Source organism: Bacillus sp. 103mf (assembly GCF_900116295.1).
Lineage (GTDB): Bacteria > Bacillota > Bacilli > Bacillales > Bacillaceae_G > Bacillus_A > Bacillus_A bruguierae.
In genome coordinates, this window is the sequence record NZ_FPAF01000007.1 from 142,641 (window position 1) to 167,983 (window position 25,343).

Consider the following 25,343-nt stretch of genomic DNA (forward strand, 5'->3'; position numbering starts at 1 on the left):
CTTATAAATCAAATTTCATTTTTAACATAAAAAAATATATTAGAGAAGGATTTAGGGAATATATTTTATGAGGCCTTGTCATGATTAAAATCGGTATGATTATAACAAGAAGGCACTTAAAGAATATTTCCTTAATACAATGGCTATATTTGAAATATTAATTAAGGAGTGTATTTCTATTGCTAGCTAATCAAACTTTAGTAGATGTCATAGTGGGATTGAAAAATGAAAATAAAACTGGAATTACTTTTGTAGAAAATGGAAAAGAAGAAACTTTTTTATCTTATCGTGAATTGTATATGGAGTCAATGAATGTCCTAGCAAATTTACAATTAAGAGGATTAAAGCCAGGAGATGAACTTGTATTTCAAATTAATGAAAATGACCAAAGAGCTTTTTCGACAGTATATTGGGCATGTATTCTTGGGGGAATTATTGCCGTTCCTGTTACGGTAGGGAGTAATAGCATTCATAGAAAAAAATTGTTTAATATATGGAAAATAATGAACAACCCTCATATTATTACAACTCAACAAATTATAGATAAACTCTTTTTTTATACAAAAGAGTTAGATGATATTGAGATTATAAATGAAATTAATCAAAAAGCAATTCTAATTGAAGAATTTTACGATTCTACCGTAGAAGCTAGTATTAATCAGGCAAATCAGGAAGATATTGCTATGATTCAATTTTCTTCAGGTTCAACAGGTTTACCTAAAGGGGTAACATTAACGCACAAAAATCTTATTTATAATACAAAGGCACTTAATGCTCGCTTGGAGGTAGGTATAGAAGATAGTTTCTTAACGTGGATGCCGTTGACTCATGATATGGGGTTAATCGCTTTTCATATTGCTCCTATTGTTGCTGGTGTAAATCAGACTTTGATGCCAACTGCACTATTTATAAGAAGACCTTTGCTTTGGATTACAAAAGCACATGATCATAAGGCGACTATTCTTTCATCTCCTAACTTTGGCTATAAATATTTTTTAGAAAGAGTAAACAAAGAGAAACTAGAGAATTTAGATTTATCTAGTGTGAAAGTGATTTTAAATGGTGCCGAACCAATCAATGCTGATCTTGTTGATGAATTTTTAAAATATCTTGAACCATACGGATTAAGGCAAGATTCAATGCATATGGGTTATGGAATGGCTGAAGCTTCGGTTGGAGTTTCAATTGGTCGTTATCACTTTGATAAGATTTATCTAAATAGGCACATTTTGCAAGTAGGTAGACAAGTTGAGGAAGTTAAGCCACAGAGTGAAGAGGGACTAGTATTTGTGAAAGAAGGATTCCCTATCAATGATTGTAAAGTACGTGTATGTGATGAAAACGAAGAAGTATTACCTGAAAATGTTTTAGGTAATTTGCAAATAAAAGGGAAAAATGTAATGAGAGGCTACTATAATAATCCAGAAGCTACAGCAGAAGTGATAACAAGTGATGGTTGGATTAGAACTGGTGATTTAGGATATATAAGTTCAGGGGAGATTGTAGTAACAGGTAGGGCGAAAGATGTCATATTTGTTAATGGACAAAATGTTTATCCGCATGATATTGAGAGAATTGCAGAAGATATTGAAGGAATTGAACTGGGAAGGGTAGTTGCTTGTGGTGTAAGGAATTCTGAAACACAAGTAGACGATATTGTGATTTTTGTTCTATATAAAAATAGTTTAGATAACTTTATACATTTAGCAAAAGAGATTCGTAGCTATATTAATGAACGTACAGGATGGAAAATTTCTGATGTAATACCAATTAGGCAAATCCCAAAGACTACTAGTGGGAAAGTACAACGTTATCAATTAGCTAAGGATTATTTAGAGAAAAAATATGAAGATATTTCTAATGATTTAAAAAAATTAATATCAAGTAATGATGAGCAATTTAAGGAAGAGACGGAGAGTAATAAGAAGATTGATATAGAAAGAATAAAACAAGTTTTTTTAAGTGTTTTGAAAATGAATGAGGTTGATGTGAACGGAAGATACTTTGAAATGGGGATATCATCTATTCAACTTGTCCAAATTGCAGAAGCAATTGAAAATGAGCTTAATATTAGTCTGGAAGTGTCTGATTTTTTTGAAAATCCAACAATTAGCTTGTTAACTAAATCAATAGAGAAATTGGAAGGCGATAGACAGAAAGAAAAGAAGGGACAAAAAGAGAAGCGTATTAAAGATGATATCGCTGTAATTGGGATGTCTGGGTTGTTTCCAAAATCGAACAATATTGATACTTTTTGGAGGAATATTGTAGGTGGAAAAGATTGCATTGATTCCCTTTCGTCACAAAGACTTAAAGATACTCAGCATTTTATTCGTAGTTTAGGTTGGAGAACAGAAGATATTACCTTATTAGAAGGGGGATACTTAGAGGACATCGATAAGTTTGATTATTCGTTTTTTAATATGACCCCTAAAGAAGCTAGTTTGATGGATCCAAATCAAAGACTATTCTTACAAATAGCTTGGAATACGTTAGAAGATGCAGGATATGGTGGAGGAAAGCTTTCAAAAAAATCTGTAGGTACTTTTGTAGGTTTTTCTAAAAATGGATATGACTATGAACGTCTTTTATCAGAAAATAATCCGGAATCTTTAGCACAATATGCAGTTGGTAACTTAGCTTCTATTATTTCTGGCCGAATTGCTTATTTATTAGATTTTAAAGGTCCTGCGATGACAATTGACACTGCTTGTTCATCTTCTTTAGTGGCAGTTCACTCAGCTTGTCAAAGTTTGTTAAGTGGAGAGTGCGAAGTTGCTTTAGCTGGAGGAGTAAAAACAACAATTTTACCTATGGAAGTAGGAATTGGAATTGAGTCTTCAGATCAGCGAGCTCGACCTTTTGATAATGAAGCGGATGGAACAGGGCTTGGTGAAGGTGTAGGGGCTGTATTATTAAAACCACTGAAAAAGGCAATTGAAGATGGTGACCATGTGCATGCTGTAATTAAAGGAAGTGCTATTAATCAAGATGGGACGACCGTTGGAATTACAGCACCAAACTCTCAAGCTCAAGGTGATCTTATTGTCCAAGCTTGGAAAAATTCTGGAATTGATCCGAAGACTATTGGATATTTAGAAGCTCATGGAACTGGTACTTCTTTAGGTGATCCGATAGAAATTAAAGGGATTAAAAGAGCTTTTGAACAGTTTACTGATCAAAAGCAATTCTGTGCAGTTGGTTCAGTTAAAGCAAATATTGGCCATCTTTATGAGTGTGCGGGTATAGCCGGTTTAATAAAAGCTATATTGTGTATGAAAAATAAGATGATACCACCATTAACTCATTTTAATAAACCAAACAAAAAAATTCATTTTGAAGATTCGCCATTATACGTTCCAACACAGCCGACAATGTGGAAAACAAGTGACCATCCACGTAGATGTGGAGTTAGTTCATTTGGATTTAGTGGAACGAATTGTCACATAGTTTTAGAGGAGTTTATAAAAGATAAAAATGTGGACAAAAAAAATGCGGATTTAGAAAATATGTACACTTTATCTGCACACTCAGTAGCTACTTTGAAAAAAATGGCTCAAAAGCATGTTGAATATCTTCTTTTGAATACTGAAGTGTCTCTTGAGGATGTATGTTATACGTTGAATACAGGTAGAAGGCATGAGCGGTATAGATTAGCAATCATGGTGAAAAATATTGATGAACTAATAAATAAGTTGACTTCCTTTATTCAAGGAAGTGAAGATACTTATCTGTATACTAATGTATTAACTGTAGATAATGAGTCGTATGATTTACTACAGCAAACAAATGGACTTATAGAGAAGAGCAAAATAAATTCTAATAATAGAAAAGAGTTTATAACGTATTTATGTAAGTTATATATTTTGGGGAAAGAAGTAGATTGGGAACATATATATAATGATGGTCAAAAAAGGAGAAGAATTTCTCTTCCAGTTTATCACTTTGATCAACAGAGATGTTGGGTTGAACAAGAAGAGCAAGTAATAGTAAAAACAGAAGAGGTGCCAGATATGATATCAACTGATCGTGTTATGTCCGTATTAAAAGAAATCATACAAAAAACAACTGGCTTTTCGCTGGATGAGATTAATAAAGCGAGTAATTTTTTAGAAATGGGACTCGATTCAATTATGCTTACTCAAGTGAGAAAAGAGATTATAAAAGAATTTAACATTGAAATTCCAGTTGAAAATTTCTTTGAGTCACTTACGACGTTGGATAAATTATCTATGTTCATTGCTAATTCGGGTGCAACAATAGTCAATCAATCTGAGCCACATGTGAAAATAATAGAATCAAAAACTAATAGTAAAGATATGGAAATGTTTAATAAATTAGAAGAGCCAGTTGAGCAGATGGCTAAACCACAGTTCGTTCAAAATTCAGTAATGGGAGAGATTATAAGTCAACAGATTGCAACACTTAATCAGCAGCAACAAAACATGACAAATCTTTTTAATCAGCAATTACAATATCTAGGGCTTGAGCGTACAACGGTAGAGTCTGCAGCATATGAGCAAGTTGCGACAAGTTTAGAAATTCCAACTTCTGAAAAAAGGAATGAGGTAACTAGAAAAAAAAAAATTCTAACTAATGTAATTGAGAAGGAAAAGTCTAAGCCATTTATTCCGTATCAGCCACTCATTCTTGAAGAAGAGGGAAACTTTACACTAGAGCAAAAGGAATTTCTTAATAAATTTATTGAAAATTATACAAAACGTACAGAAAAATCAAAACAATATACTCAAAAGACTCGTTATGTACATGCTAATAATCGAAATGTTGCTGGATTTCGTTCTTATTGGAAAGAATTAAATTATCCAATTATCGCAGAGAAATCATCTGGGTCTAAAATGTGGGATTTAGATGGAAATGAATACATTGACTTAACTATGGGGTTTGGAGTTAACTTATTTGGTCATAATCCAAAATTTATAAACCGTGAATTAATGCGAAAAATTGATACCGATTTCCCTCCATTAGGCCCTATGTCTAATACTGCAGGGAAAGTGGCGCAATTAATTAGTGAATTAACTGGTGTTGAACGCGTAGCTTTCTACAATTCAGGAACTGAGGCAGTTATGGTAGCTTTGAGATTGGCAAGAGCAAAAACGGGTCGTTCTAAGATCGTTCTGTTTGCAGGCTCGTATCATGGTACGTTTGATGGTGTACTAGCAGTTTCCGATCCGAATAGTGATGAAGGGAACGCATTGCCGATGGCTCCAGGCGTAACTGCTGGAATGATGGAAGATATAATTATTTTAAATTATAACAATCCAAAATCTCTAGATATTATTAGAGAACAAGCCCATGATATTGCAGCAGTCTTAGTTGAACCGGTCCAAAGTAGAAGACCAGACCTTCAACCAAAAGAATTTTTACAAGAGCTAAGAGATATCACACGAAACTCAGGCACAGCACTGATTTTTGATGAAATCATTACTGGTTTTAGAATTCATTTAGGCGGAGCTCAAAAGTGGTTTGATATCGAAGCGGATTTAGTAACTTACGGAAAGATAGTTGGGGGTGGTTTACCTCTTGGAATTGTTGCTGGAAAAGCTAATTTTATGGATGGAATAGACGGAGGTTCTTGGAATTTTGGTGATGAATCTTATCCGGTAAATGCGGATAAAAAGACATTTGTAGGGGGAACATTCTGTACACATCCACTCACTATGGATGCCGCTATTCAAGTATTAGAGTATATGAAGCAACATGGAAATGAATTACAGGAGAAACTAAATCAAAGATGTGAACAGTTAATAGAAAGACTCAACCAAGTATTTAAACAAAATGAGATTCCTATTTATATGGTTAACTTTGGATCATTATTTAGATTTGTATCTTTTGGTGATATAGAACTTTTCTTTTACTTACTCCTTGATAAAGGTATATATATATGGGAAGGCAGAAACTGCTTTTTATCGATTGCCCATACTGATGATGATATAAATCGTATAATACAAGCAGTTGAAGCTACAATTAAGGAATTACAAGATATCGGTTTTTTTCCTAAGAAGAATATGAAGGAAAGCAAAAATGAACACGTTTTTGATGAAAATGCTCACAAAAAAAATAAAATTATTCCATTAACAAAAGAACAGCAGCAAGTATGGTTTGCAGTTAATGCTAGAGAATCTGATTCATCTGCTTTTATAGAAACTGTTGCCTTGGAAATTAAAGGTGAAGTAAAAATAGATATTTTAAATCAAGCCTTTGAAACGATCGTCGAGCGTCATGAAGCACTGCGCTCAGTTATTGATTTGAACGGTGAATATCAAGAGGTTTTATCAAGTATCAACATTCCTGTTGAATTTACAGATCTATCAAATAATGAATCGCAGTCTCAAGGTAGGGGATTAAAGAAGTGGTTTGAGGAAGAGGGGCTTGCTCCATTTGATTTTGATTGTAAAAAACCATTGTTCAGAGTGCACGTTGTGAAGCTGGACTATAATCATTATGCACTATTTGCTTCTTTTCACCACATTATCATTGATGGTTGGTCAATTGCATTAATTGTAAAAGAGTTAGAGCAGCTGTATACATCGTATTGTCGAGGAGAAAGAAATGTTTTACTATCAAGCCCGGTTCAATTTCAAGAATATAGTTCTTGGCAAAAAGAACAATTATCATCTTTATTAAGTAAAGAAGCGTTATCTTATTGGGAAAATAAGTTACCTGCATCACCGATAGGATTGAACTTACCCTCTACACACGGTGGAATCATAAAGAAGAATTTTAAAGGAAAAAGGGAAAGTTTAAAAATTGGTCCAAGCTTAACAAAGAAATTAAAGGAGTTTAGCCTTCAACAAGGCAATAGTTTATTTGTAACTTTACTAGCGGTATATAAAGTGTTACTTCACCGTTTAACAGGGGAAAAAAGGCTGATTGTTGGAGTCCCAACATCAGGACAAGCACAAATGGACGAGCATCTATTAGTTGGGAACTGTGTAAATGTATTACCTATTTATACTGAAATCAGTGAGAAAGAGATCTTTACTAACTATTTATCTAAAGTGAAACAAGTTATGAAAGAAATGAATAAGTTTCAAAATTTCTCGTTTGCTAGCTTAGCAGAACAATTTGAGAATGCTATAGCACCGGAAATTAACGCCGTTTTTAACATGGATAGACCATTAAAACAGTTATATTTTCATGAGTCAATAGTAAATGTAATTCCTTCTGTAATCCAATGTTCAAAATACGATATTTTCTTAAATGTTATGGAACAAAGTGGTGAACTGAGCTTTGACTTTGATGTAAATACGGATATTGTGACACCAGGAATACTTTCATGTTGGAAAAACTATTTTACTAAATTAATTGAGAGCTTAATAAATGAAAGCAATGAAGAGATATCTAATATATCCCTCTTGACAAATGAAGAATTAAGAAATCGGGATAAGTTGGAAAGCGGCACTCATTTATTAGATCAATATGGAAACCCATCTTTAGTCGGTGTAGTAGGTGAACTTTATGAAGCGGATAAACATCAACCTAATAAAATGAAATCTACTGATTTACTAGGTTTATATAATGAGGATGGTAAATTTATTCATATGGGATCTGTAAAAGAGCGCAAGTTGATTAAAGGGCATAACGTCTATTTAAGTAATCTACGGTCCTATTTAGAATCTAAAGAAGAAATAGAACAAGCGTATGTCATGGAATATATAGAAGATAATGAAACAGAGAAAGCAATAATAGCTTTTGTTAAAGGCCATAGTAATAGCGATGCTGCTCATTTGAAAAAACAATTGTCAGATGAAATTACTGAATATTATGTACCTAAGGAGATAATAATTGTTGATACATTTCCTAAAAAAGAAAACGGAGATATTGATGAACAGGTGCTTGTATCATTAAGAAATAAAGCAAAATCTATTGAATTTGAAATATTAACAAAGACTGAACAAGCTGTACTAGAAATCTGGAGAAATGTGTTAAAGACTCATGATATTAGTAAGGATGATAATTTCTTTAATTTAGGTGGGAGCTCTTTAGAAGCAACAACTATACTTGCGCGATTACAAGGTAAGTTTGAAAAAGAGTTGCCAATTAGTACAATTTTTAAGGCTCAAACTATAAAAGAACTTGCTGAGTTTATAGATGATGCCAAAGAGGATATATATCAACCGATCATTCATTTAGAGGACAGGGAATATTTTGATATATCCGCAGCTCAAAGACGGATGTTCATTATGAATGATATGGGTGGTGGTACAGCATATAACATCACTGGTAGGGTAGATATTAGCGGAGAGCTAGATGTAACTCATTTTCTAGCAGTATTAAATGAATTGTTAGAAAGACATCAATCGTTTAGAACATCGTTTGAAGTTAGAGGAGATCGTATTGTTCAAATTATAGATAAGAGCATAGAATTTGATATTAAAGTGACTAATATTAATGAATCTGAATTAAATCAGGTGGTTACTCATTTTGCAAGACCATTTAATTTGAAGAAAGCGCCTTTAATTCGAGTAGAATTATTTTGTATAAATCCAAGGCAATATGTTCTAATGCTAGATATGCATCATATTATTGCTGATGGGGTTTCAATGTCAATTTTTATAGAAGAATTAATAGACTTATATAAAGGGAAAGTACTACCTGTATGTAAAATAGAATATACAGATTTTGCTCATTGGCAAAATTCTAAGTTTTTTCATGATAAAAAAGCGAAACAAGGTGAATATTGGGTAAATAAATTAAAGGATAACTGGCAACCAAATAAATTACTGCCAACTGATTTTGCAAGACCAAAATTTCAAGATTTTGAAGGGGCAGTATTAAAATATGATTTAGATTCAGAAGTTATTAATTGTTTACAAGAGATAGCTAATAAAAATGGTGCAACACTATACATGGTATTTATGGCAGCGTACCATATATTATTATCTAAAATAAAAGGAGAACAAGATATTTCTTCTGGAACGGTAGCAGCTGGAAGAACACACTTGGATTTTGAACGTATTATTGGCATGTTTGTCAATACATTAGTCATTCGTAGTAATCCGAATATTCAAAAAGAATTCTTGTCATACTTAAATGAAATGAAAGAAAATTGTATTCAAGCATTTGAAAATCAAGAGTATCCATATGAAGAGTTAGTTGAGAACTTAAGAAGAGAAATTGATTTAAGTGAGGGGCAACTTATAGATACACTTTTTGTTATGCAGAACTTTGATATGGGAGAGAAAGAAGCTAAAGGTATCACTTTTTCCCCTAGTGAAATTATTCCAAGTGTAACGCAATTTGATTTGATTTTTAGTATTGACGAGTGGAGAGGAAATTACGCTGTAAGAGTGAATTATTCTTCAAAGTTATTTAAGGATGAAACAATAAATAATTTAATGGAGCAGTACAAGTACTTACTTAAATCAATTGCTGTTAATAGTGAATCTACTATTGAGGAATTGCATAATAAACTGGAAATAGGAGAACAAAATTGCATGACGATTCAATCACTTTTCCAATTACAAGTAGAGAAAAGCCCGAATCAAATTGCAGTATCATTTGATGGTCAAAATATGACGTATCAAGAATTAAATGCAAAAGCAAATCAAATTGCAAACGCTCTAACAAGTCGTGGAGTGAGTAATGAAAACGTAGTAGGTATTATACAAGAGCGTTCGATTGATAATTTAATTAGTACGTTAGGTGTGTTAAAAGCAGGCGCCGCATATTTACCTATTGATCCTAATACTCCTAAAGAGCGAATGCAACATATGCTTTCAGAAAGTAAAGCAGATTTTATCATTGTACAGGATCAATTTAAAGATATAGAAGATTTATCTTGTAAGGTATTAAATATAGCGGATTCATCTTGGTTCAGGGAAGAAAAAACAGCTAATTTACAAGTGACTTATGAACCTAGTCACTTGGCATACATTATCTATACTTCTGGAACTACTGGTCTACCTAAGGGGGTTTGTATAGAGCAATCAGCAATTACCAACACATTACTATGGAGAAAAGAAGAGTATGCATTTAAGAAAACGGATAAAGTAATGCCGCTTGTGTCCAGTTCTTTTGATGCATTTGTCTCAGCGTTATTTACTCCTTTATTGTCAGGTATAACAGTAATTCTACCAACTCATGATGAAGTTAGAGAGCCCGTTTTAATAAAAAAACTAATTTTAAATAAAGAAGTGACGCATATAGTATGCACACCTTCGATTTATGTAGCAATTTTAGAGGCCCTAACAGTTGAAGAAGCTAAATCAATACGTGCTATTACTTTAGGTGGAGAAAAAATAAGTAAACAATTATTAGAACGTAGTGAAACAAAGTTACCTCATATTGAATTAATTAATGAATATGGCCCTACAGAGTATAGTGTTATTACTACTTTTAATAGAAATATGAGTAGCAAAGAGCTTAATAATATTGGGAAAGCAATTGACAATACTGATATTTTTGTTTTAGATGAACACTTACAAGTTCAACCAGAAAATGTACCAGGTGAATTATGTGTAGGAGGAAAAGGACTTGCTAGAGGGTACTTAAATAATACACAGCTTACTAACGAAAAGTTCATTGCTCACCCAAGCTATAAAAAATCAAAACTTTATCGTACAGGCGATTTAGTATGTAAACAATCTGATGGGACATTTCAATATTTAGGTAGAATTGATGAACAAGTTAAGATTAGAGGACATCGCATTGAACCTTCTGAGATTGAGAGTGTAATCATGACACATGAGGCTGTTAAGGAAGCGGTAGTTCTAGCAAAGGAAAGTAGCAGTGATACAGAATTATGGGCTTATGTAGTACTTGTTCATCCTCTATCAGAGGCCGAGTTGAAGAAATATTTAATGACGAAACTACCTACGTATATGATACCAACTAATATTATTTTCCTTAGTAATATACCATTAACGCCAAATGGGAAAATAGATAAAAGATCACTTAGTCAGTTAGACATAAAATCATTAGAACAAAAAGATAAGAACTCATCATCCCATAATATTGAGGCTAAATTAGTTGAGGTGTGGAAAGAAGTATTGGATATAGACCATTTAGAAAAAGATACCCATTTTCTTGAATTAGGTGGGCATTCTTTAAAGGCTACGTTACTTACGGCTAAGGTAAATCAAGAGTTTGAAATAGAATTGCTTTCGAGGGAGTTATTTCAAGCGCCAACATTTAATCAATATTTAGATGTTGTATCAAAAGCACAAAAGACTAAATACCAGCCAATGGAAGTTATGGAGGAGCAGGAGTATTATCCTGTCTCTTCTTCTCAAGAAAGATTGCTTGCAGTTCAGAATATGGATGAAACTGGTTTAGCTTATAATATGTCGGCGGCACTGATTCTTGAAGGAGAAGTAGATAAAGAGCGTGTAGAGAAAGTATTTAACACTTTAGTGGAGAGACATGATGCTTTTCGCACAGAATTTGATTATGTAAATGGAGAAGCAGTTCAGAGAATATCTAAGAATATTACTTTTAAAATAGATTATTTAGAAGTTGATGATGCGGATGAATTAGAGCCTTTAGTTCGTAAATTTATTCGTCCTTTTAATCTGAATCAGGCACCACTATTACGTGTAGAACTTATTAAATTAAAAGGTCAGTACTTGCTCAATATAGATATGCATCATCTTATTGCAGATGGCATATCGGTGGATTTAATTATTTCTGAATGGAGCCGACTATACAATGGAGAAGAATTGCCACCGTTAAGAGTACAATATAAAGATTATGTATCTTGGGCTAACACTAAAGAACAAAATGATATACAAGAAAAAGAAAGATATTGGTTAGATCAGTTTAAAGGCGAAATTCCAATATTGGATATGCCGACTGATTATTTGAGACCTCAAATGCAAAGTTTTGAAGGTGACACGTACAAATTTATGTTACCAGATGATATAAAAGAAGGTTTAAAAACCTTAAGTGAGACAACTGATACAACGTTATTTATGATTATGCTAGCTGCTTATCACACTTTACTTTCTAAGTATACCGGCCAAGAGGATATTATTGTCGGAATTCCTGCTGCTGGAAGGATGCATGAAGATACAAAAGGTATTGTTGGTTTATTTGTAAATACATTAGCTATTCGAAATTATCCAATGGCAAATAAATCTTTTCATAACTTCCTAGCAGAAGTAAAGGAAACAATCTTAGGCGCTTTAGATCATCAAGACTATGCTTTTTCAAATTTAGTCAACAAATTAGGATTAACGAGAGATCTAAGTCGTAATTTCCTGTTTGATACAATGTTCTCGTTTTTCAATACGGATTCTCAGCAATGGGATACAAAAGATTTAAGTATTAAACCGTATGAATTTAAAACAAATATTTCTAAATTTGATTTTGTTTTAAATGCAGAGCAAAAAGCTGATGACATTTATTTAGAATTTGAATACTGCACAAAATTATTTAAGTCAGAGACTATTGAACAGCTTGGACGTCACTATATTCAGGTATTAAGGGAAGTAATCTTAAAAGGAGATACAGAGCTTTCACAAATAGAAATTTTGGATAATAAAGAGAAAGCGAGTATGGATTTCAAATTTAATAATACTTTTAAAGATCGTCAGGAAAGTCAACCACTACACTACTATGTTGAAGAGCAAGTACGAAATAACCCTAAGGAGATTGCAGTAGTATTTGAAGATAAAAAATTAACTTATAAAGAACTCAATGATTATGCCAATGAACTAGCAAACTTGCTCCTAAGTAAAGGGATTAATGCATCGCATAGAGTGCCAATTATTATGAACAGGGACCTTGAAGTAGTTGTATCAATGTTAGCGGTTATGAAGATAGGTGCTGCATTTGCACCTATAGACATAAACTGGCCAATTAATCGCAAAATAGATGTTTTAAAAGAACTAGAGAGTCCAGTGGTTATCACAAATGAAAAGTTAACTAATGTTAATGGGGAACTACCATATGAATTTTATTATATCCAATTGGAAAACTTTTCAGGAGTAGATAAAAATCCTGATGTAGAAGTAGATAAAGAGGATCCTCTCTATGTCATCTTTACTTCTGGTTCAACAGGAAAGCCTAAAGGAGTAATTGTTCCGCATAGAGGTGTGATAAATCGTTTACTTTGGATGAATGATTATTATGGTATTGAATCGGCAAAAAGCGTACTTCAAACAACTGATCATATTTATGATAGTGTAGTTTGGCAAATTTTTTGGCCGTTGATGAATGGTGGTAAGACAACTCTTACAAATAAGGAAGATACTTTAAATGCTGATTACATTTGTTCAATTGTACATGAACAGAAAATTACAATGACTGATTTTGTACCATCTGTGTTCAATACGATAGTAAGTCAACTTGAAAAAAATCAGGTTATTCATGAGAAGTTAAAATCTCTTATGCAAGTCATTATTGGGGGAGAAGAAATTACACCTAAGACTGTTCAATATTTTATTAAGGTATTTCCACATGTAAAAGTTACAAATTTATATGGTCCTACGGAAGCGAGTATTGGTTGTATATTCTATGAAGTTAATGGTCATGAGGATAAAATTCCAATTGGTAAACCAATAGATAATACAAAGATTTATATTCTAGATCAATATTTAAAACGCGTACCAGTGGGTGTTCCAGGGCATTTATATATATCAGGTGAACCACTTGCAATTGGGTATTTAAATAATGAGAAAGCTACACGGGAAGCCTATATTGAAAACCCTTATGGAACAGAAGGCTATAAAAAAATGTATAAAACGGGTGATGTAGCAAAGTACTTGCCGGATGGAAATATTGCATATCTCGGAAGATCAGATCTTCAAATTAAAATTAGAGGATATAGAATTGAATTAAATGAAATTGAATTTTATTTAGAACAATTTGAAGAAATTAACGAAGCGATTGTAACAACTCAAGAAATAAATGGTACTACGTTCTTATTTGGATATGTTGTCGGAGAGAAAAACATCGATTTAGAACAAATTCTCGAAGCGCTGGCAAAACAATTGCCTGAATATATGATTCCGACTAAATTAATGCAAATAGACAAAGTCCCAATTGCTTCTAGTGGTAAAGCGAATAGAAAAGCATTGCCGAAGTTTGATTGGACGGATAGTGTAGTCTCTTATGAATCTCCTAAAAATGAGATGGAGGAATTATTGACGCAAATTTGGATAGAAGTTTTAAATATATCAGAAGTAGGGACTCATGATAACTTCTTTCATATAGGTGGAGATTCAATAAAAGGTTTGCAAATTATTTCAAAACTAAAGGCTAAGGGTTACGAATTAACGTTAAAAGACTTATTCCAAAACCCAAAGATTCAAAATCTAGCACTATACGTGAAAAAAAATGCAAGAATACCAAATCAAGGTCCTATTGAAGGAGACGTGATTCTGTCTCCGATACAAAGCAGGTTTTTTAAAGAACAGGGAAAAAGTCTGAATCACTTTAATCAATCTGTAATGTTATTTAATTCCGAAGGTTTTAATGAAGATTACATTAAACTTGTATTTGAAAAACTATTAACACATCATGATGCATTGCGAATGAAGTATGAAAATGAAAGTGGTTTATTTAAACAAACGAATACAGGTATAGATAATATTACTGTAGATTTAATTGTCAAGAATTTTGAAGATTATGATAATGTTGATGGATTAATAGAATTAGAGGCAAATCAAATACAAAGTAGTTTAAACATTTTTGAAGGTCCATTGATGAAAGTGGGTTTATTTAAAACAAGTGATGGAGATCATTTATTAATTGTTATTCATCATCTTGTAATAGATGGTGTATCGTGGAGAATTATATTACAAGATTTGGAATCCCTGTATACAGGATTGATTACAGGAAATAAAATTCAATTACCACCAAAAACGGACTCATATCAAAAATGGGCAAATCACCTTTATGAATATGCTACAAGTGAAGAACTTTTAGTAGAAAAAGAATATTGGTTAAATGTTCAACAAGATCCAGCTCACTTAATTCAAAAAGATAAATATGCAGAAGATGATACTTTTGGTGTAAGTTCAAATATCGAATTTACTTTAGATAATGAATACACTAAAAAACTATTAAATGAAGCTCATCAAGTATATAACACAGAAATCAGTGATATTTTATTAACTGCATTAGGATTAAGTATGGCGGAGTGGAAAAAATCTGGACAAACATTAATTTACTTAGAAGGTCATGGGAGAGAATCCTTTATAGAAGATATTGATATTTCTAGAACAGTTGGATGGTTTACGTCTTTATATCCGGTATTACTGGATATAGATGTGGAAAAGGAACTTTCTTACCAAATAAAGCAGGTGAAGGATAGTATTAAGCGCATCCCTAATAAAGGGTTCGGTTACGCTGTACTGAAATATTTGAATGAAGCAGCTAAAGTAGAGTTAAACCAAAAACCAGAAGTTAGTTTTAATTACCTTGGTCAATTTGATACGGACGTAAATACAAGTTTATTTAACCATTCGAATATCTCAAGTGGTCAAGAAATTGGTAAGGATATTGTTAGATCAGTTGTTTTAGATATTAATTGTATGATTAAAGATGGGCAGTTAACTGTTGTTTTTAATTACAATACAAAAGAATTTAAAGAGAGTACTGTTCAACAACTTGTAGAGTTGTATCAGCAAAAATTAATTGAAATTATTAATCATTGTTGTAATAAGACAGCTGTAGAAAAGACACCAACAGATTTTACCTATAATCAATTATCTATTGAGGAATTAGGGAACCTTGCTAATAAATTGTCTCTAAAACTAAAATCTTAAAAAGGTGGTTAGCACATTGAACGAGGTAGCTATAAAGAATATCTATCCATTAACTCCTATGCAGGAAGGGCTACTATTTCATGACATGTTGAATAATGAATCTGAAGCCTATTTTGATCAGACTGTTATTACAATCAAAGAAAAGCTAGATTTAGATTTATTTACGAAAAGTTTTCAATTGCTAGTTAATCGACATGATGCTTTACGAACTTTATTTGTATATAAAGAAACGAAACAACCCCTCCAAATTATTTTGGAGGGGCGGGACGTAGACGTTAAATATGAGGATATTTCATATTTATCGCAGGTAGATCAAGATAAATATATAGAAAATTTTACTTCTCAAGATCGACAAGATCGTTTCGATCTTGAGAAGGACATTCTAATTAGAATGTCAGTATTAGATTTAAATAAAAGCAGTTGCAAGCTAATCCTTAGCTTTCACCATATTATAATGGATGGTTGGTGTATTGGAACAGTTATCAAAGATTTATTTCAAATATATAGGGCGATGAAGCAGAATACGGAATTAAATTTGGATCCTGTTTATCCATATAGTGAGTATATCCATTGGCTTGAAAAGCAAAATAAAATGGAGGCTAAAGCATACTGGGAACAGAATCTTGAGGGGGTAACAGGTAAGAGTACAATTTCAGGTAATAATCAACTAAATAAAATTACCGAATATAAATTAGAAAATAATATTTTTACATTTGATAAGGAATTAAGTTCCAAATTAACTCAAATTGCTCAATATAATGAAGTTACTATGAGTACTGTTTTTCATGCTTTATGGGCTATATTACTTCAAAAATATAATTATACAGACGATGTTGTTTTTGGATCAGTAGTTTCTGGACGACCACCTGAGGTTGAAGGTATTGAAAATATGGTAGGGCTATTTATCAATACAGTACCTATACGTGTACAAGCTAGAAACCTTAATACTTTCTCTGAATTAGTACTTCATGTTCAAGAAACAATGATGAATGCAAATAAGAATCATTATATTTCTCTTGCAGATATTCAAGCGCTTAGTCCTATAAAAAGCGATCTGATCCATCACATTATTGCATTTGAGAATTATCCAGTATCTGAAGAGATATCAGGTGAAGGTACAGAGACAATTGTTCAAGTTGGTGAAGTGGATGGTTTTGAACAAACTAATTATGATTTTAATATAGGGGTTATACCTGGAGAGGAATATACGATTAAGTTTGCATACAATGCTTATATTTATAGTCAAGAGCATATTGAAACATTGAAATCTCATCTTAAAGAAATTGCCCTTCAAGTTGCAGAGCATCCAATGATAAAGCTAGAAGATATTCATATGATAAATCTTGAAGAGAGACAGCTTATTGTATGCGATTTTAATAACACTAGTACAAGTTTTCCTGAAGACAAAATGATTCATCAGCTCTTTGAAGAACAAGTAAAGAAAATGCCTGATCGACTTGCTATAGTATCCGGAGAAGAGAAGCTTAGTTATAAGGAATTAAATGAAAAATCAAATGATCTTGCTCACATTCTAAGACAAAAAGGAGTAGGGGCTGATCAAGTTATTGGAATCGCAACAACACGCTCATGTGAAATGATGATTGGGTTAATGGCTATTTTAAAGGCCGGAGCTGCCTATTTACCAATTAATCCGAATGATCCAGTAGATAGGATTCGATATATTTTACAAGATAGTGGTGCGAAAGTGGTATTAGCTCAACAGCAGTTTGTAAGCCAAGTAAGAGGTTATGATAATCAATTAGATATTATTAATATCAATAAGGATAAGAGTTATAATACTCTTGATTTAGAGCCAGTAGCTTCTCCAAATCATTTGGCGTATATTATATATACTTCGGGTTCAACTGGTAGACCTAAAGGTGTAATGATTGAACATAAATCGTTAATCAATCGTCTAAATTGGATGCAAAAAAAATATCCACTAAATGAAACAGATGTGATTTTACAGAAGACTTCTTATACGTTTGATGTTTCAGTTTGGGAGCTTTTTTTATGGGCATTAAGCGGTTCAACTTTATGTATGTTAGCACCAGGAGAAGAGAAGGATCCAGAAAGTATTGTACAAGCAATAAATAAGTATTCAGTAACTAACTTACATTTTATTCCGTCCATGCTATCTGTATTTTTAGATTATGTTCAGGCTAAGCGAGTATGTAAAGAACTTCGCAGTATTAGGAGAGTCTTTACAAGTGGTGAGGCGTTACTACCAGTTCATGTTGAACAATTTAACAAATTATTATATGAAGAAAATGGGACAAGGTTGCATAATTTATATGGTCCTACAGAAGCGACAATTGATGTTACTTATTATGACTGTCCTATAACTGGTGATGTTAATATAGTACCGATTGGAAAACCAATTGATAATACTCGTTTATACATTGTAGACCAAGCTGGGAAATTATTGCCTATTGGTATCCCGGGGGAACTTTGTATTGCTGGAGTAGGTTTGGCAAGAGGATATATAAATAATCGAAAATTAACTGAAGAAAAGTTTTTATTAGGACCTGTCGAAAATGAACGAATATATAGAACTGGGGATTTAGCTCGCTGGCTACCTGATGGAAATATTGAATATTTAGGTAGAATGGATCACCAAGTTAAAATTAGAGGATTTAGAATTGAATTGGGAGAAATTGAAACTAAATTACTGAATAATCGGAATATCAAAGAGGCTATTGTGGTTGCATATGATGATTACAAATTAGGAAAGTATTTATGTGCATACTTGGTAACTGAATTTGATTTAGAACCTGAAGCGGTTAAAGAGTACTTAAGGCTTTCTTTGCCAGAGTACATGGTGCCGACACATATTATTATATTAAATGAATTACCGCGTTTATCAAATGGAAAATTAAATCGTAAGGCGTTACCAAAACCAGAGCAAGTAGTAAGTAGTACTACTTATGTTCCGCCAAGTAATGAAATAGATCGTAGATTAGTAAAGATATGGGAAAATGTTTTAAATATTAATCATATTGGAATAAAAGATCATTTCTTTGAATTAGGTGGTCATTCTTTAAAGGCAACTTTATTGTTAGTAGCAATTAATAGTGAGTTTAATATCAACCTTAAATTAAAAGATATATTTGACTACCCAACTCTTGAAGATCTGAGTTCTTTAATAGCAAAACAAGATCAAAGTTTAGCATATAGTGAAATTAATCCAATTCGTGATGGTAGAGGTTATTATCCAGTATCATTTTCACAAAAACGGCAATTGGTATTAACGCAATTAGAAGATACTGAATTATCCTATAACATGCCTGCAGCTCTAATGATTCATGGTGAAATTAATAAAGGCCGAATTGAAGAAGTTTTGCAAAAAATTGTAGATAGACATGAAGCATTTCGGACTTCTTTTCATTGGAATGAAGGGCAACCAGTACAAAAAATTCATGAGAATATTGAATTTGAATTAGATTACAAAACGATATCTGAAAAAAATAAACTAGAAAAAGTAATGATAGAGGATGAGATAAGAAGCTGTATACATTCATTTGATTTAGAAGTTCCGCCCTTACTAAGAGCAACGTTAATAAAATTTGAAGAAACTAAGCATTTATTAGTAATTGATATGCATCATATTGTTTCTGATGGTGTATCTATATCAATTTTAGTTAATGAATTCAACAAATTATACAGTGGTGATTCTCTCGAACCTTTATCAATTCAATACAAAGATTATGCAGTATGGCAAATAGAAGAGGTAGAGAAGGGGAGAATGAAAGAGCAAGAGAACTATTGGATGAACATTTTTAAAGATGAAATTCCGATTCTAAATTTGCCAACGGATATGTCCAGACCGACACTACAGACATTTAAAGGATCGACAATTACTAGAATATTAGATAAAAAGATAACAGAAAAAATTAGTAAAGTAATGAAGGAACAAAATGTGACACTGTATATGGTCCTTTTAACAGCATATAACGTATTGTTATCTAAATATTCAGGACAAGAAGATATTATTATAGGCTCACCTGTTTCAGGGAGAAGGCATCCAAAAGTTAATAATACAATAGGAGTATTTATTAATACAGTAGCTCTAAGAAATTTTCCTTCTGCACAAAAGACTTTTACTGAGTTTTTATTAGAAGTAAAAGAAAATACTTTATCAGCATTTGAACATCAAGAGTATCCATTTGAAATGTTAGTAGAGAAATTAGATTTGCGAAGAGATATTAATAGAAATCCAATTTTTGATACGATGTTTGTTATGCAAGAAGGAAATCAGCAAATTAAAGTAGACGGCACACAAATTACGCCAGTTTCTTACAATCCTGAAGTATCTAAATTTGATTTAACATTAAGTGCAGCTGAGGATAATGAAACAATACAATTAAGTTTTGAATATAGTTCCGCGTTATTTTATCCACAGAGTGTGGAAAGAATGGCTAATCATTTCATGCAGATTTTAGATAGGTTATTAGAGAACCAAAATGCTAAGATTAACCAAATTAATATGGTGTCATTATTAGAAGAAAATACTCTTATTAGGGAGTTTAACCGGACAAATAAATACTATCCAAAAAATGAAACGATTCATCAAATGTTTGAAAAGCAGGTAGAGAGAACGCCGGATCGTATTGCGGTTCGATTTGAAGGAAGCACGTTGACTTATCGTCAATTAAATGAAAAGGCTAATCACCTTGCCAGGGTACTACGTGGAAAAGGTGTGGCTAAGGATCAGATTGTAGGAATTTCCGTACATCGTTCTCTTGAGATGATGATTGGTTTGCTTGCCATCTTAAAAGCGGGTGGGGCATATTTACCAATCCAGCCGGAAGATCCAACTGAACGTTTTAACTATTTAATAGAAGATAGCCAAACGAATCTTGTTTTAACACAAAGACATTTGAAAGATGAGCTTGAATCTCGTCTAAGAGATGTTGAAATAGTTTCAATTGAAGATGAGTTGTTAGTTTCAACTGTTGAATCCAGCCAAAATTTAAACTTGGATTATCATGAAAATGATATGATGTATGTCATTTATACATCAGGATCTACAGGAAAACCAAAAGGTGTTATGGTCGAACATGCCTCACTTATTAATCGTTTGAATTGGATGATTGATGCGTATCAATTCGACCAAAATGATATTATTTTACAAAAAACACCGTATACCTTTGATGTTTCTCTTTGGGAACTATTTGCTTGGGCGCTTCAAGGTGCATCAGTTAGCTTCTTACCTCCAGGTGGTGAGAAAGATCCGTCTATTATTACAAAAACTATTGAAGATAGTAAAGTAACCATTCTTCATTTTGTACCGTCTATGTTAAATGTATTTTTAGAGTACGTGAAAGAAAGCGGTACGGCAAAACGGTTAAAAGGTGTACGATATGTTTTTGCCAGTGGAGAAGCATTGATGTCAGAACATGTAAAACGGTTCAATAATCTGTGGCATCATGAATGTGGAACAACATTGCATAACTTGTATGGGCCAACTGAGGCAACAGTAGATGTATCGTATTATGACTGTCCTACTGAAAATGAGGCTGTACCAGATTTAATTCCAATTGGCAGACCAATTGACAATACTCGTTTATATATTCTTGATCAGCATAAACAAGTTGTACCAATTGGGGTTTCCGGTGAATTACACATTGCAGGCGATTGTCTCGCAAGAGGATATTTGAACCGGGAAGAATTAACAGCGAAGACTTTTGTGAATGATCCATTTGTTGAAGGGGAAAAAATGTACAAAACAGGTGACCTTGTACGCTGGAAAGAAAATGGAGAAATTGAATATCTGGGGCGTATTGATCACCAAGTGAAAATTAGAGGCCATCGTATCGAGTTAGGAGAAATTGAACAAACGTTATTACAACATGAGACGGTTCAAGAAACTGTAGTTTTAGCTAAACAAAATAAAAATGAAAGTCCAATATTATGTGCATATATTGTAAGTCATACACCAATTTCAGAAATAGCATTTAGGAACTATTTAAATAAGCGATTACCTGAGTATATGGTTCCAAAATTGTATATTCAACTAGAACAAATGCCGCTTCTATCAAATGGTAAAGTAAACCGTAAAGCTTTGCCAGATCCAATAGGACAATTAAAGGTTACTGTTAATTATGTGCCACCTGCAAATGAGATTGAGGAATTATTAGTGAACATTTGGAGTGAAGTACTAAATTATGATGGAGAAATTGGAACTCATCATAATTTCTTTGAACTAGGAGGAGACTCAATTAAGGCAATTCAAGTTGCAACGAGATTAAATAAATATAATTTAAAAATAAATATTAAAGATCTTCTTCAACTTCAAACTATAGCAGCGCTTTCGCCTTATATAAAAGAAGAGCGTCGTAAAATCGAACAAGGAATAGTTACAGGAAAGGTTAAACTATCACCAATTCAAAAATGGTTCTTTGAAGAGTCATGTGAAGATATGGAACATTGGAACCAATCTGTTATGCTCTACAGTGAAATGAATTTAGAAAAAGATGTTTTAAAAATAGTATTCGACAAATTGGTAGAACATCATGATGCTCTTAGAACAACTTATAAGATAGAAGAAAAAGATTATATAGGTGTAATAAATGATGTTACACATACTGCGTATTCATATGAAGTAGTAGATTTAAGAAAAGATAGTAACTATTTAGAGGAAATTGAGCGTATAGCAAATCAAACTCAAAAACAAATAAATTTATATGAGGGGCCTTTGGTGCATACGAAGGTGTTCCAAACAGAAAAAGGGGACTATCTATTAATAGTTATTCATCATTTAGTTATAGATGGTATATCTTGGAGAGTTATTCTAGAAGATTTAGAGAGTGGTTATATACAAGGGGTGAATGGAAAAGATATTGTTTTTCAAGATAAGACAAATTCTTGGAAAGATTGGGTTAATGAAATTTATGAATATGTTCAAACAAACGAGTTTAAAAAACATAAAGGGTATTGGAGTAGTAGTGAAAATAAGACATATCATAATCTATTTAAAACTGTATCAGATAAAGAACGAACTTTTGAAAATATGGACCAATTTACAGTGGCTTTATCCAAAAAGGAAACGGATCTTTTATTGAGTGAGGCACATTATGCATACGGGACAGAAATAAACGATTTATTATTAACTGCACTCGGTATGGCTCTTAAGAGTAGTTTTAATCGATCTGATTTTACCATTACTCTTGAGGGGCATGGTAGAGAAGAGTTATTTAAGGATATGAATGTCACAAGAACTGTTGGTTGGTTTACAACAATGTATCCTATTCATTTGGATATGCAGTTTAGCGAAAATTTATCGTATCAAATTAAACATATAAAAGAAAGTTTACGTCGTATTCCTAATAAAGGAATTGACTATGGTATTTACAGATATATAAATCCAAGTACATTAAATCAAGCTATAGGACAAGAAATTAGATTTAATTACCATGGTCAGATAGAGCAAGAAACTAAATCGCATATATTTGTAAATTCAAATTTATCTACAGGAAAATCTGTAAGTCCAAATGCTATGGCACCGTTTGCTTTAGATATTAATGGGAGTGTTGAAGAAGATTCATTACTTATAAAAATTGAATTTAATAAGTATCAATTTTCAATAGAAGATATTATGAAACTGGCAAATGAATTTATTCACCGTTTGTTGGAAGTGATTAATCATTGTACGAATAGGACTGAAAAGGAACTAACACCTAATGATGTTGGCAATACAGATCTATCAATAGAAGACCTAAATAGTATTTTAAATTTTTATAATGATTAAAAATGTGGGGTGGATTGTTTGATTCCTAAATTACAAGTACAAAGTGTATTTAATTTGACACCTATGCAAAACGGAATATTATTTCATGAGCTAATGGATAAAGAATCATTTGCTTATTTTGAACAAGTTAGTTGTACGATAGATAGAACACTAGATATGACAGTATTAAGAAAAAGCTTAAAAATCCTGTTTGACCGCCACGAAAATCTAAGGGGAAATATATTTTACAAGAATATTGAGGAGCCGAAGTTTGTTGTATTTAAAGAAAAAATTCCTCATATTCAATTTGAAGACTTTTCAAAACTGGATGACGTAGAATGTAAATTATCTGTTGAACAGTTCTTGAAAAAAGATAAAGAAAAAGGATTCAATTTACTTACAGATGATTTATTAAGAATTTCTGTTCTTATAATGAATGATAAAAGTTGTAAATTTGTTTTAAGCTTTCATCACATTATAATGGACGGTTGGTGCGTAGACATTGTTTTAAAAGATTTATTTGAAGTTTACGAATTACTTCTTAAGGAGAAACCGGTTCTTCTAGAACCTGTTTCTCCTTATAAAGGATATATAAATTGGTTAGAGCAACAGGATAAAGAAGAGGCATTGTTTTATTGGAGAAATCATCTTAGTGATATTGAGGAAAAAAGCTTACTTCCTTCAAGTTTACGTAATAGTAGTAATAATAGGTACATGTTAGAAAATTATACGATGTCTTTAAGTGAAGAAATGACAGAAGGATTAACAGAACTTGCTCGGAAATTTAGGGTAACTTTAAGTACAGTTGTACATACATTGTGGGGAGTCCTATTACAAAGATACAACAATACAGATTGTATAGCCTTTGGTTCAGTGATTTCTGGAAGGCCTTCAGAAATTCAAGGAATTGAAAATATGGTCGGTTTATTTATTAATACGATTCCTTTAGTAGTACAAAGTGGAATTTCAGAAACTTTTTCAAGTTTATTAAATAAAGTACATCAAAATATGATAAATGCTAATGAGTATGGTTACATTTCTTTAGCGGATATACAAGATGTTAGCCCTCTAAAAAATAATTTAATTCATCATATTATGGCATTTGAAAACTTTCCAGGAAATGATGAATTAGATGGGAGTTATGAGGAAAATTTTGAAGTTTTAGATATGGATGGTTTCGAACAAACGAATTATGATTGTACTATTTCTGTTATTCCTCGTAAAGAGTTATGTGTTAAATTTAGTTACAATGCATTGGCTTACAAGGAAAGCAAAATTAAAATGATAGCAAAGCATTTTAGGAGAATTGCACAACAGATAATAGAAAATCCCGATATTGCTATTTCGGATATGAAAATTGTGTCTAAAGAAGAACAAGAGATTCTTCTGAAAGACTTTAATCGTACAGCTTATGAGTATCCTAAGTATGAAACGGTTCATCAATTGTTTGAAAAACAAGTGGAGAAAACACCAGATCATATTGCGGTTCGATTTGAAGGAAGCACGCTGACATATCGTCAATTAAATGAGAAAGCTAACCATCTTGCCCGAGTACTGCGAGGAAAAGGTGTCGAAAAGAATCAAATTGTAGGAATTGCCGTACATCGTTCTCCTGAGATGATGATTGGTTTGCTTGCCATCTTAAAGGCGGGCGGGGCGTATTTACCAATCCAGCCGGATGATCCAACTGAACGTTTTAACTATTTAATAGAAGATAGTCAAACGAATCTTGTTTTAACGCAAAGACATTTGAAAGATGAGCTTGAATCTCGTCTAGGAGATGTTGAAATAGTCTCAATCGAGGATGAGTTATCAGTGCCAGTTGTTAACTCGGTTCCTAATTTAGATTTAGATTATCACGGAAGTGATATGGTATATGT

The 25,343-nt window shown here is 32.5% G+C and carries 3 protein-coding genes; all 3 read left to right on the forward strand.

Features of this window, described 5'->3' with window-relative positions; translation table 11 throughout:
- The first annotated feature begins 179 nt into the window (after nucleotides 1–179).
- Nucleotides 180–15,734, forward strand: a complete 15,555-nt coding sequence (locus tag BM350_RS17070) for a non-ribosomal peptide synthetase (protein WP_090916528.1) — start codon at nucleotides 180–182, stop codon at nucleotides 15,732–15,734.
- A 16-nt stretch (nucleotides 15,735–15,750) separates the two neighbouring features.
- Nucleotides 15,751–23,484 (forward strand): non-ribosomal peptide synthetase, encoded by a 7,734-nt coding sequence (locus tag BM350_RS17075; protein WP_244548032.1) that lies wholly within the window; start codon nucleotides 15,751–15,753, stop codon nucleotides 23,482–23,484.
- 18 nt (nucleotides 23,485–23,502) lie between these two features.
- Nucleotides 23,503–25,343, forward strand: a 1,841-nt coding sequence (locus tag BM350_RS17080; RefSeq protein ID WP_139232927.1) for a condensation domain-containing protein, incomplete at its 3' end; no start/stop codon positions are given.